We start from the raw sequence: 12,302 nt of genomic DNA on the forward strand, positions 1-12,302 counted from the left end.
AGAGGCAGGAGGCCCTATGACCCTGTCTTTTACCACTCGCTGGCGTGATGAACTACCAGCAACTTATACCGCGCTTTCACCCACCCCTTTGAAAAATGCGCGCCTTATCTGGCATAACGATGCGCTGGCGGAGCAATTAGCTATTCCTGCGGCGCTATTTGATATTTCAACTGGTGCGGGCGTTTGGGGAGGCGAATCGCTGCTTCCCGGAATGTCGCCTTTAGCCCAGGTTTATAGTGGGCATCAGTTCGGCGTCTGGGCTGGTCAGCTTGGCGACGGACGTGGGATCCTGCTGGGCGAACAACAGCTTGCGGATGGTTCAACGTTTGACTGGCACCTGAAAGGCGCCGGACTCACGCCGTATTCCCGCATGGGTGATGGGCGCGCCGTGCTGCGCTCGACCATTCGCGAAAGCCTGGCCAGTGAAGCGATGCACTACCTGGGAATACCGACCACGCGGGCATTGTCGATTGTCACCAGCGACACGCCGGTGTATCGCGAAACGGTCGAAGCGGGGGCGATGCTTATCCGCGTGGCGCAAAGCCATATGCGGTTTGGCCATTTTGAGCATTTTTACTATCGCCGGGAGCCGGAAAAAGTGCGCCAGTTGGCTGACTTTGCGATTCGCCATTACTGGCCGCAATGGCAGGAAGACGCCGATAAATATCAGCTGTGGTTTAACGATGTTGTCACGCGTACTGCGACGTTAATCGCTGACTGGCAGGCGGTAGGATTTGCGCATGGTGTTATGAACACGGACAACATGTCGATTCTGGGTCTGACGATGGATTACGGTCCATTCGGTTTTCTTGATGATTACGTGCCCGATTATATCTGCAATCACTCTGACAACCAGGGGCGATACAGTTTCGATAATCAACCGGCCGCCGCGTTGTGGAACCTGCAACGTCTGGCGCAAACCCTGTCGCCGTTTATCCCGGTCGAGGCGCTCAATGATGCGCTGGACAGTTACCAACTGGCGCTGTTAACTCGCTACGGTCAGCGGATGCGGCAAAAGCTCGGCTTCTTTAGCGAGCAGAAAGACGATAACGAACTGCTTAGCGAGCTGTTTAGTCTGATGTCGCGGGAAAGAAGCGACTATACGCGAACGTTTCGCATGCTCAGCCAAACGGAACAACACAGTGCGCAATCTCCGTTGCGCGATGAGTTTATCGACCGCGCAGCGTTTGACGACTGGTTCACGCGGTATCGCTCACGCCTTCAGCAAGACAATATTGCCGATGCTGCCAGACAAACACAGATGAAGGCGGCTAACCCGGCGATGGTATTACGTAACTGGCTGGCGCAACGGGCGATTAGTCAGGCAGAGCAGGGGGATTACGCCGAGCTGCATCGGTTGCACCAGGCGTTGCGTACCCCGTTTGCCGATCGTGATGATGACTATGTCAGCCGTCCACCTGACTGGGGAAAACGGCTGGAAGTGAGTTGTTCAAGCTAAGGGGCCAGAAATACCTGCGGGGAGGCGTTGGCCGGATGCTGGCCAACGTGTACCTGAGCACCGTACCAGCGCTTCAGGTCATCGGCCTGTAACACAGTTTCCGGTGTTCCCTGCGATACCAGCCTGCCGTTGTGCAGCAGCACTATTCTGTCTGCCCACAGTGCGGCGAGGTTCAGATCGTGAAGCACAATGCACACATGCAGCTCTCCCGAAGAGGTAAGCGTTTTTAGCATGCGCAACAGATGCTGCTGGTGGTAAAGATCCAGCGCGGAGGTCGGTTCATCAAGGAATAACCAACCGCGAGGAGTACCGTCGCACCAGAGTTGTGCCAGCGCACGGGCCAACTGTACTCGCTGTTGCTCACCGCCGGAAAGCGCGGCGTATTGCCGACCCGCCAACGGTGTGCATCCGGTCATTTCCATCACCTGAGCGATAAGCCGGGGCTCCTGCTGTTGGGTCCACGGCGCGCGGCCCATCGCGATGACGGCCTCTACCGGCCAGTCGAATCCCAACTGTGTTTGCTGGCGCATTACTGCCCGATGCCGCGACAGGGTCTGGGTAGGCCATTCCTCCAGCGGTTTGTCTGCCAGCACGCAGCGCCCGGTTGCTGGTTTGAGAAAACCGGTCAGCAGGCGCAGCAGGGTGGATTTCCCCGCACCGTTTGGGCCGATGAGCGCAACCAGTTCACCTTTTGTAAGGGTGAGCGATACGTCGTCAATCACCGCTCTGCCAGCTACGTGATAGTGAAGCCCTTCAGCGATGAAATGTTCAGCCATGCGCTCCTCGCTGACGAAAAATAAGCCATAAAAACCACGGAGCGCCGAGAAGACTGGTCAACAGACCGACTGGCATCTCCGCAGGCGCAGCCGCAGTACGGGCCAGGGTGTCGGCAATCAGCAATAAAAACGCGCCCGCCAGCACGGAACCCGGAATAACGGCCCGATGGTCTGAGCCGAGCCACATACGTATTAAATGTGGGATTACCAACCCGATAAAGCCAATCACGCCGCTTACCGCCACGGCTGAGGCAACCAGTAATGCGCTACAAAGCAGCAAAATACGCTGTATTGTACGTACATCAACGCCGAGATAATGCGCCTCTTCCTCACCCAGTTGCAGAAGATTCAGCGCCGGAGCAAGTCGCCAGATGATCAGCACTGTCGGGATTGTCAGCGAAGTGACAGCCAACAGCGTGGACGACTGTGCGGCCCCCAGACTTCCCATTCCCCATAGCGACAGCTGGCGCAGTTGCGAATCATTACTGACCCACGACAGTACGCCAACCGCCGCCCCGCAGAGCGCGTTGATGGCAATGCCGACCAGCAGCAGGCGGGAGAGCGAACCGTCGCGCTGTTGGCTGAGGATAAAAATCACTACTGTTGCCGCTAGCGCGCCGAAAAAAGCGGCCAGCATTGGAGCATACAACATCATCAGCGCGGGCAAAGAGACAGGCAGCACCACCCACAGTGCCACAGCGCAGGCGGCGCCGCTGCTTATTCCCAGTAATCCAGGGTCTGCAAGCGGATTGCGAAACAGTCCCTGCATCACGCAGCCAGCGAGCGCCAGAGAACCGCCAATCACCAGCGCCAGCAGGATGCGGGGAAGGCGAATCGTGATCCAGATTTGACGCAGTGCCTCATCGCCATCACGCCAGAGCAGACTTACCGGCAGGCGCAACGCGCCAAAACCGGTAGCCAGAACCGTCATTGCAACCAGCATCAATGCCAACATCCACAACGAACAGGTGATCCGCCGGGACATCAGGGCAATTGCTCCGCTTTAGCACGAAGCTGCAAAATAGCCTGTGGCGTGCGAACGCTGAAGCCCAACAGCGCCATATCGTCAACCTGCAATACCTGTTTATTCCTTCCGGCAGGTGTTTGCGCAAGTCCCGGTAGCGCCCACAGGTTATCTTCGCCACCCATCGCCTTAACGCCGTCCTGCGAAATCACCACCAGATCGGGTTGGCTGGCAATGACGCCTTCTTGTGACAGCGGCTGATAGCGATTAACGCCCTGCATGGCGTTGCGTAGACCTGCGGCACGAATCGCCGCATCGGCTCCGGTTTGCTGGCCCGCCGCCATTGCGGTCATCCCGCCATGATTGAGAATAAACAGCACACGTTTATTAAGTTCAGACGACGGGAGCGTCGCCAGTTCCTGACGTAACGTTGCGCGCAGCGTTTCGCCGTCGGCCTCCCGATGAGTAGCCTCAGCGATAACCCGAACTTTTTCATCAATCGCGTTAAGATCGTTGCTTGCTGGGATCGTGACAACCCTGACGTTGCTCTGCTCAAGCTGTTTTAGCGCTAAAGAGGGCTGTGCCTGCGCGCTGGCAAGGACCAGCGTAGGGCGGGTAGCCAGGATCCCTTCGGCGTTGAGCTGGCGCAAATAACCAACATCAGGTAACGCGGTTGCCGCAACAGGCCACTGGCTTGTGCTGTCTCTCGCCACAAGGGAGGGTTGTGCTCCCAGTGCGTAGACAATCTCGGTGACATCGCCACCGAGCGCAACAACCCGTTCCTCGGGCGCAGCCAGCGCCGCGAAGGGCAGCAGCGCGATCAGGGCCAGCAGTTTTTTCATGCGGCCAGTCCTTTCGGCGTCAGTGCGTCAATCTGTGCGCGCCATTGTGTCTGCTCCGGCTCGCCTTCCGTACGTTGACCATACAGCTGGGCGATTTGCGTGCCGTCGGCAGCAAACAGCTCCAGACTGGTGACGTGACCATCGGCGGTCGGTTTACGCGTCACCCACGTTTCCGCCACGCTCTCTTCCAGTAGATGCAGGGTAAATGTTGGGTTGAAGATGTTCAGCCAGCCTTTCATCGGCACCAGTTTTTCTATTACGCCGGTAAATATCTGTACACAGCCGCGATTACCCACAAAAACCATAATTTCGTTGCCATCCTGACGCGCGGTGTCGAGCAATTGCGCCAGTGCGCTATTAGAAACCTTACAGGCCAGGTCGTCGCCAACCAGATTAAACGCCTGTTGGCGGGTGAGATCGTGGCGTTTCAGCAGACCGAAGAACTGATGGACATCGGTCATCGCTCGCCACTCTTGATCAACAGTCTGTGCGTCGACAGTGACGGCGGCAGGCACAGAATTGTTGACGGGTTGCAGCACCAGCGGCGGGTTTTCTGCAAAGATGAAACGGGTCAGCAACGCCGCCCATTCCTCAACGAAGGTATTTTGTGTGGTATAGACCTTCAGCAGTGCGTCTCCCTGATGGTCAAAGAATTGAATGCTCTGACGCTCGCCGTGGGCGGTAGTCTCACTGATATGAAAAGCGCTTGCCCACTGATTGAGGAACAGGCGCAGGTCGAGGGCACGCGGATTAAGAACTAGCCCGGCATGGCCGTTCAGGTGCTGATTGGTAAAAGCGCCAACCTGTTCATGCACCGCATATTCGTTGCGGCAAATGCATTTGGTTTCACCTACGGCTTCCAGTGCGCCGAGGATTTCGCGGACTTCGCCACGTAAGCGCCAGGCGTCATGGCCGACGCGCGCAAAGGTCAGTTCGGCTTCGCTAATATTCATCAATCCTGCAATGTCACGTGCGTATTTTCCGGGATTTTCTTTCTTCAGTTCCAGCCAGCGTGTGTAATGATTCATTGTCTCTTCCTTCCAGATTGCGGCCCCGGCGAACCGGGGAAAAGTGATTACCACTGATAACTCACGAAAATTTTGCCATTACGACCATCCTGCGGAATGCCTTGCGGCGACCAGTACTCTTTGTCAAAGGCGTTGCCCAGTACCAGCGTGGTGGTCATGCCTTTCAGCGCTTGTTGGCCCTGATAGCTCACGTAAAAATCGTTTACCGCATAGCCAGGCTGTTTAGCGTAGGTGCTGCTGATATGCGTTGAACGGTCAGCAAATGTCCCAATCCAGCCTACGGAGAAACCGCTGTGCGCAACCGGCACATTCAGTTTGCTGGTGACGGTGTCGGGGTTAATGCTGGAAATGTATTCACCTGTGTCAGTATCTTTGCCGCGTGTGCGGTTATAGGCCATGTCGAGGCTGAACAGGTCGGCGGTATATTTCGCCATCACGTCCCAGCCCCAGATTTTGGCATTGGGAACGTTATAGGACATGGTTGTCGCAGCGGCGAAGTCAACACTGGTGGAGATGTAATCTTTTGCTTTGGTGTCGAAATAGCTGGCTTTAAATTCGAGCGCATCGCTCGCCATCAGCAGATCGTCAAAGCGCAGGCCAAATCCGTATTCCTGCGTTTCGTTGGTTTCCGGGCGCAGGTTAGGGTTTGGAACCCAGTAGTTAGTGTAGAAACGACCAATCGAGAAGTGTTTCGCATCGTTATACATTTCGCCCATGGTTGGCGCACGGAAGGCCTGAGCGTATGAACCGAACAGCATCAGCCAGTCGGCTGGCGTAACGGTGAGTCCGGCGCGGGACGACCATTTGTCAGCATCAACATCTTCATAGCCGTCGCTGCTGCCGCGATAAGAGTCATAACGGGTACCGCCCAGCAGCGTAACCGGCAGGTCGCGCAGGGTGATTTCATCCTGTAGCCAACCGGAGCTGAAATCGATCTTTGCCTCCGGGAAACCGGTGGTTGAACCACCCGGTTGTTGTTCCTGGCGATAGTACTCACCGCCGTAGGTCAGCAGGTGAGATGCAAAAGAGTCGGTAAACAGGCGGCTGCGGTTGTCGATCTTCCCGCCTTTGGTGGTTTGCTTGCGAAATTCGCCAGTGTTATCTGCGTTCTGAGCATTAATGCGCGCTTCGGACCAGTAGATACGGGCATCCGCGTTCAGCCAGTCATTGTCCGCAGGAGCAAGCGAGTAGGTCAGTTGCGCATCACGCTGGATCGTTGAACGGTTGGTCATCGGGTTGCTGGCATCCGCCGCACTGGTCTGCGGGTTTTTAGGTTCCCGGGCGTCATTGTTGTAGTATCGCAGCGAGCCGGCCAACGTCTGGGCGCTGTCAATTTTCCAGCTACCTTTCGCCAGCATATTGTTGATCGCTTCATCGTTTGGCGCTGTAGTACCGTCGCTTTGGCGCAAATCACCGCGATCGCGACTCGACCATGCAAGCAGTCCGTCCAGCGTATCGGTGCGCCCAAATGCGCTGGCGCCCATACCGAGGCTGTGATCGCCGGTTGCCGCGGTACCGAACACGCGGTAACCGCTGTTTTGTCCGGCTTCCAGCAGATCTTTGGCATCCGCAGTGTCATAGGCGATCACGCCGCCCAGCGCGCCGCTACCGTACAGTAGTGCGGAAGGGCCACGAACGACTTCGATACGTTTGATAAGCGCCGGGTCGAGGAAGGTGCTGTTCAGGTGTCCGGTGTCAGTTCCCTGACGAACGCCGTCAACCAGTACCAGAACGCCACGTCGATCGTAGCCGCGCAGATTCACGTCCTGGCCGTTGGTACGACCCGTTCCATCGAGGGTTAGACCCGGAACCGTCCGCAACAGATCGGCTGCCGAACTGGCGGTCTGGTTTTCCGGGGCGGTGGCATCAATCACGCTGACCTTCATCGGCGCTTCAAAGGCACTACGGGCATTGCCGGTGGCGGTGACGGTCATATCCTCGACCGCCGCATAGGCTACGGTGGGCAGGTTACTGACAATCGCCAGCGCCAACAGCGATGGGCGCAGGGAAGCGGTGTGCAGGTAAGGCATAGCAACTCTCCATTAGGAAATCGAAAAGCGCTGGCTGCCTGGGTATGACCTGGGTGGCTGGCGAAATGTGTTGTTTATTTAGTCAGAATGAGTTTTCCGGCTTGCGTCTGGCGCAGCAGGTAGTGCTGACCATCATGTTCTATGATCACGCGTCCTTCGTTACCCAGCAGGGTTTTACTGTCAATTCGTCGCTCGTTTGGCGCGACGGAAGGCGGTGTTGTGTCTTTTGTAGGCGTAGCCGTTGTGTTATCCATACGTGACATAGTGTTTAAAAATAACAATCAATGTAACAATGATAATCATTATCATCAAACTGCAAATTTGCGGCAAGCGTTTTTGTGAAATAATTGTGACGAGAACGTTTTTTGCACAACAAGCGGGGAAAAACAAAGGATTAGCACCGGGCAAAGTGATATTGCCCGGCGAACAGCATTAAAAACGGCTATCAACCGCAGAGGCGAGTTTTTCAACCAACAGTTCAGTATCTTCCCAGTTCAGGCACGGGTCGGTAATGGACTGACCGTAAACCAACGGCTGGCCGCTAACGATTTTTTGAGTACCTTCACGCAGGAAACTCTCCGCCATGATCCCGGCAATTGCCGTCGAACCGTTACGAATTTGCTGGCACACGTCGTCACAAACGTCCAACTGACGACGATGCTGCTTCTGGCAATTGCCGTGGCTAAAATCGACCACCAGATGCTCAGGCAGGGAAAATTCGTGCAGGGTATCGCAGGCGGCGGCAATATCTTCAGCATAATAATTCGGCTTTTTACCGCCACGCATGATGATATGCCCGTAAGGGTTACCGCTGGTCTGATAAATGGTCATCTGACCGGTTTTATCCGGCGAGAGGAACATGTGACTGGCGCGGGAGGCGCGAATCGCATCGACGGCGATGCGCGTGTTGCCATCCGTTCCGTTCTTAAAACCGACCGGGCAGGAGAGCGCGGAGGCCATTTCACGATGGATCTGACTTTCGGTGGTGCGCGCGCCAATAGCTCCCCAACTGATTAAATCGGCAATAAACTGGCCGGTCACCATGTCGAGGAATTCAGTCGCCGTGGGGACGCCCAGTTCGTTGACCTGCAACAGCAGTTTTCGCGCCAGTTCAATACCGTGGTTTACACGATAACTGCCGTTCAAATCCGGGTCGGAAATCAGGCCTTTCCAACCCACGACGGTGCGTGGCTTTTCAAAATAGGTACGCATCACGATTTCCAGACGCGCCTGGTGCTTTGTGCGCAGCGTCTGTAATCGTGTCGCGTATTCCATCGCGGCATCAAGATCGTGAATCGAGCAGGGACCTACGATCACCAGTAAACGGGGATCTTCACCATTTAAAATTTTTTCTATCCGACGTCGGGAGTCCGTAACATGACGGGCGACGGAGGATGAAACAGGATGCCGTTGCGCAAGCTCTGCTGGAGTGACCAGGTTGTCAATACGCGCAGTACGGAGTTCATCGGTTCTGTTCATTACTTGTCTCAGAAATTTGTTGCTTCAACGGCAGGACTACCGGGAAGTGATGTACATCACAATATCACACTCATCCTGCCTGGTGGCGAGCATAATAACAAAAAATCGAACCAATGCACTAGCATTCTAGTACATGCGGCGATTCAGTCCCATGATATCGAGGATCTTGGTAGCAATCTCTTCTACCGAATAATTGGTACTGTTCAGCCAGGGGATCTGGTTTTTCCGGTACAGCGCTTCTACCTCAGCAACTTCCATTCGGCATTGGCGCAGCGAAGCGTACCGGCTGTTCTCACGGCGCTCTTCGCGGATGGCCGCCAGGCGCTCAGGGTCGATAGTCAGACCGAACAGCTTATGCTGCAGCGGCTTGAGGGAGGCGGGCAGCACCAAATTATCCATATCATCGGCAATAAAGGGGTAGTTGGCGGCGCGGATACCAAACTGCATGGCCAGATACAAACTGGTTGGGGTTTTGCCGCAACGAGAAACACCAAGCAGGATCACCTGGGCCTGATCAAGGTTGCGCAACGAAATACCGTCGTCGTGGGCGAGGGTGTAGTCAATGGCGGCAATGCGCGCGTCGTACTTGTTGAGGTTACCGGGATTCAGACCGTGCGTGCGATGGGCGATAGGTGTAGGGTCGAGCTTCATCTCGTGTTGTAGTGGGGCAACCAGCGCCTGTACTATATCCTGACAAAATCCCTCGCTTTGCAGAATGATTGAGCGAATTTCGGGCAGGACGATGGAGTAAAACACCAAAGGGCGCACGCCAGTTTGTTGGTAGATCGCGTCAATCTGGTCTTTAACCGCGCGCGCACGACTCTCATTTTCCACAAACGGCAGCGTAATGCTGCTGATCGTGACCGGAAATTGCGACATCACCGCGTGACCCAAGACCTCGGCGGTGATGGCCGTACCATCAGAAATATAAAATACGTGACGATCAACAGCATTATCCATTTTGCTCATCCTGGGCAGACATAATTCTCTGAAAGCATAAATTAAAATTCGCCAGAAGCGAATATTGCTGCATCTTTTTTATAAAATGAAACGGTATTTTTATAATTAATGAAAAGTACATTTCATTTTTCGGAACAAATGTTTATACCGGTAGTTTTTGTGGAGATCCCCTGTGGCTCGCGGGTTTGCGCAAATGCGGAAACAATCTGAAAAAATAAAAAATAAAGTTGCTTGAACGATTCACCGTTTTTTTCGCTGGAGTAAATATGCAAAGATAATTACGCAAAATTGAGTTTCCTAACCTCGTTCAAATATAAGGATTGTTCGATGTCCAACAATGGCTCGTCACCGCTGGTGCTTTGGTATAACCAACTCGGCATGAATGATGTAGACAGAGTTGGGGGCAAAAATGCCTCCCTGGGTGAAATGATTACTAACCTTTCAGGTATGGGTGTTTCCGTACCGAATGGTTTTGCAACGACCGCCGACGCGTTTAACCAGTTTCTGGACCAGAGCGGTGTAAACCAGCGCATTTATGAGCTGCTGGATAAAACGGATATTGACGATGTCACCGAGCTTGCAAAAGCCGGCGCGCAGATCCGCCAGTGGATTATCGACACTCCTTTCCAGCCGGAGCTGGAAAATGCCGTCCGCGATGCCTACGCGCAGCTGTCAGCGGACGATGCCCATGCCTCTTTTGCTGTGCGATCTTCCGCTACCGCAGAAGATATGCCAGATGCGTCATTTGCCGGTCAGCAGGAAACCTTCCTCAACGTCCAGGGATTTGATGCCGTGCTGGTTGCCATCAAACACGTATTTGCCTCGCTGTTTAACGACCGTGCGATCTCTTATCGTGTCCACCAGGGTTATGACCATCGTGGCGTAGCGCTCTCTGCGGGTGTGCAGCGGATGGTGCGTTCTGACCTCGCGTCTTCCGGCGTCATGTTCTCCATCGATACCGAATCCGGTTTCGATCAGGTAGTGTTTATTACCTCTGCATGGGGCCTGGGCGAGATGGTCGTGCAGGGGGCCGTTAACCCGGATGAATTTTACGTGCATAAACCGACGCTGGCGGCTAATCGTCCGGCTATCGTTCGTCGCACCATGGGTTCGAAAAAAATCCGCATGATCTACGCGCCGACTCAGGAACACGGTAAGCAGGTAACGATCGAAGATGTGCCGCAGGAACAACGCGACATTTTCTCCCTGACTAACGAAGAAGTGCAGGAACTGGCCAAGCAGGCGGTGCAGATCGAGAAGCACTACGGCCGTCCGATGGATATCGAATGGGCGAAAGACGGTCATACCGGTAAGCTGTTCATTGTGCAGGCGCGCCCTGAAACCGTGCGTTCTCGTGGCCAGGTGATGGAGCGTTATACGCTGCATGCGCAGGGTAAAATTATTGCTGAAGGTCGTGCCATCGGTCACCGCATTGGCGCGGGTCCGGTTAAAGTCATCCAGGACATCAGCGAAATGAACCGTATCGAACCAGGCGACGTACTGGTTACCGACATGACCGATCCGGACTGGGAACCGATCATGAAGAAAGCAGCGGCGATTGTCACCAACCGTGGCGGTCGTACCTGTCACGCGGCAATCATTGCCCGTGAGCTGGGGATCCCCGCCGTGGTGGGCTGTGGCGATGCGACCGAGCGCATGAAAGATGGTGAGAAGGTTACTGTCTCTTGTGCCGAAGGCGACACCGGTTATGTTTACGCTGACATGCTCGATTTTAGCGTGAAGAGTTCCAGCGTGGAGACCATGCCGGATCTGCCGTTGAAGGTGATGATGAACGTCGGTAACCCGGACCGCGCTTTCGACTTCGCCTGCCTGCCAAACGAAGGTGTCGGTCTGGCGCGTCTGGAATTTATCATCAACCGTATGATTGGCGTCCACCCGCGTGCACTGCTGGAGTTTGATGACCAGACGCCTGAGCTACAAAATGAAATCCGCGCCATGATGAAAGGTTTCGATTCTCCGCGTGAATTCTACGTTGGTCGTCTGACGGAAGGGATCGCGACGCTGGGAGCGGCGTTTTATCCTAAACGCGTCATCGTGCGTATGTCTGACTTTAAGTCCAACGAATATGCCAACCTGGTCGGCGGTGAGCGTTATGAACCGCATGAAGAGAACCCGATGCTGGGCTTCCGTGGGGCGGGCCGTTATGTTGCCGATAGCTTCCGCGACTGCTTCGCGCTGGAATGCGATGCAGTAAAACGTGTCCGTAACGACATGGGCCTGACTAACGTTGAAGTGATGGTACCGTTTGTACGTACCGTTGCCCAGGCGAAAGCGGTGGTGGAAGAGCTGGCACGCCAGGGGCTGAAACGCGGTGAGAACGGACTGAAGATCATCATGATGTGTGAGATCCCGTCTAACGCCTTGCTGGCCGAGCAGTTCCTCGAGTACTTCGACGGCTTCTCCATCGGCTCAAACGACATGACGCAGTTGGCGCTGGGTCTGGATCGTGACTCTGGTGTGGTTTCTGAACTGTTTGATGAGCGTAACGACGCGGTGAAAGCGCTGCTGTCAATGGCGATTCGTGCAGCCAAGAAACAGGGCAAATACGTGGGTATTTGCGGTCAGGGCCCATCTGACCATGAAGACTTTGCGGCCTGGCTGATGGAAGAGGGGATCGACAGCCTGTCGCTGAACCCGGACACTGTCGTACAGACCTGGCTAAGTCTGGCTGAACTGAACAAGTAACATCATGCCTTATCCGGCCTATTCAACGTAGGCCGGATAAGATACGCTAGCGTCTCCA

The 12,302-nt window shown here is 55.0% G+C and carries 10 protein-coding genes; 2 read left to right on the top strand and 8 right to left on the bottom strand.

The features are described from left to right. The first annotated feature begins 16 nt into the window (after window positions 1–16). Window positions 17–1,459 carry a protein adenylyltransferase SelO gene (gene selO / locus C2U41_RS07535; protein WP_016150131.1) on the top strand — a complete coding sequence of 481 codons (1,443 nt, stop codon included), beginning with the start codon at window positions 17–19 and terminating at the stop codon, window positions 1,457–1,459. On the opposite strand, the gene C2U41_RS07540 is transcribed toward selO, so the two are convergent. The 8 genes from C2U41_RS07540 to ppsR all read right to left on the bottom strand — a co-directional run bounded on the left by C2U41_RS07540 (window position 1,456) and on the right by ppsR (window position 9,538). Continuing rightward, complete coding sequence (locus tag C2U41_RS07540; RefSeq protein ID WP_103848938.1) at window positions 1,456–2,235, bottom strand: heme ABC transporter ATP-binding protein; 780 nt, start codon at window positions 2,233–2,235, stop codon at window positions 1,456–1,458. The genes selO and C2U41_RS07540 overlap by 4 nt on opposite strands. Next, window positions 2,228–3,220 carry a FecCD family ABC transporter permease gene (locus C2U41_RS07545; RefSeq protein WP_103848939.1) on the bottom strand — a complete coding sequence of 331 codons (993 nt, stop codon included), beginning with the start codon at window positions 3,218–3,220 and terminating at the stop codon, window positions 2,228–2,230. Before C2U41_RS07545 ends, C2U41_RS07540 begins: the two co-directional genes overlap by 8 nt. After that, window positions 3,220–4,041, bottom strand: coding sequence for a heme/hemin ABC transporter substrate-binding protein (locus C2U41_RS07550; protein ID WP_003843463.1), 822 nt, complete (start codon window positions 4,039–4,041; stop codon window positions 3,220–3,222). The genes C2U41_RS07545 and C2U41_RS07550 overlap by 1 nt, the downstream gene beginning before the upstream one ends. After that, complete coding sequence (gene chuS, locus C2U41_RS07555; RefSeq protein WP_003843464.1) at window positions 4,038–5,069, bottom strand: hematinate-forming heme oxygenase ChuS; 1,032 nt, start codon at window positions 5,067–5,069, stop codon at window positions 4,038–4,040. The genes C2U41_RS07550 and chuS overlap by 4 nt, the downstream gene beginning before the upstream one ends. A 47-nt stretch (window positions 5,070–5,116) precedes the next feature. Then, a complete protein-coding gene (locus tag C2U41_RS07560; protein ID WP_103848940.1) occupies window positions 5,117–7,099 on the bottom strand; it encodes a TonB-dependent hemoglobin/transferrin/lactoferrin family receptor in 1,983 nt (660 codons plus the stop codon). A 74-nt stretch (window positions 7,100–7,173) separates the two neighbouring features. Next, a complete protein-coding gene (hemP, locus tag C2U41_RS07565) occupies window positions 7,174–7,362 on the bottom strand; it encodes a hemin uptake protein HemP (RefSeq protein WP_003030556.1) in 189 nt (62 codons plus the stop codon). Window positions 7,363–7,531: 169 nt separating this feature from the next. Then, a complete protein-coding gene (gene aroH / locus C2U41_RS07570; RefSeq protein WP_049003462.1) occupies window positions 7,532–8,578 on the bottom strand; it encodes a 3-deoxy-7-phosphoheptulonate synthase AroH in 1,047 nt (348 codons plus the stop codon). 126 nt (window positions 8,579–8,704) lie between these two features. Next, window positions 8,705–9,538 carry a posphoenolpyruvate synthetase regulatory kinase/phosphorylase PpsR gene (ppsR, locus tag C2U41_RS07575; RefSeq protein ID WP_003030553.1) on the bottom strand — a complete coding sequence of 278 codons (834 nt, stop codon included), beginning with the start codon at window positions 9,536–9,538 and terminating at the stop codon, window positions 8,705–8,707. A 327-nt stretch (window positions 9,539–9,865) separates the two neighbouring features. On the opposite strand from ppsR, the gene ppsA reads away from it, so the two are divergent. Then, window positions 9,866–12,244 (top strand): phosphoenolpyruvate synthase, encoded by a 2,379-nt coding sequence (ppsA, locus tag C2U41_RS07580; RefSeq protein WP_003030548.1) that lies wholly within the window; start codon window positions 9,866–9,868, stop codon window positions 12,242–12,244. Window positions 12,245–12,302: the final 58 nt, after the last annotated feature.

The sequence above is a fragment of the Citrobacter freundii complex sp. CFNIH4 genome (assembly GCF_002934505.1).
Classification (GTDB): Bacteria; Pseudomonadota; Gammaproteobacteria; order Enterobacterales; family Enterobacteriaceae; genus Citrobacter; species Citrobacter freundii.

Coding starts and splice junctions, on each gene's coding strand:
- C2U41_RS07540 (WP_103848938.1), bottom strand. CDS start 2,235: ATGGCTGAACATTTCATCGCTGAAGGGCTTCACTATCACGTAGCTGGC.
- C2U41_RS07545 (WP_103848939.1), bottom strand. CDS start 3,220: ATGTCCCGGCGGATCACCTGTTCGTTGTGGATGTTGGCATTGATGCTG.
- C2U41_RS07560 (WP_103848940.1), bottom strand. CDS start 7,099: ATGCCTTACCTGCACACCGCTTCCCTGCGCCCATCGCTGTTGGCGCTG.
- C2U41_RS07550 (WP_003843463.1), bottom strand. CDS start 4,041: ATGAAAAAACTGCTGGCCCTGATCGCGCTGCTGCCCTTCGCGGCGCTG.
- ppsR (WP_003030553.1), bottom strand. CDS start 9,538: ATGGATAATGCTGTTGATCGTCACGTATTTTATATTTCTGATGGTACG.
- aroH (WP_049003462.1), bottom strand. CDS start 8,578: ATGAACAGAACCGATGAACTCCGTACTGCGCGTATTGACAACCTGGTC.
- selO (WP_016150131.1), top strand. CDS start 17: ATGACCCTGTCTTTTACCACTCGCTGGCGTGATGAACTACCAGCAACT.
- hemP (WP_003030556.1), bottom strand. CDS start 7,362: ATGTCACGTATGGATAACACAACGGCTACGCCTACAAAAGACACAACA.
- ppsA (WP_003030548.1), top strand. CDS start 9,866: ATGTCCAACAATGGCTCGTCACCGCTGGTGCTTTGGTATAACCAACTC.
- chuS (WP_003843464.1), bottom strand. CDS start 5,069: ATGAATCATTACACACGCTGGCTGGAACTGAAGAAAGAAAATCCCGGA.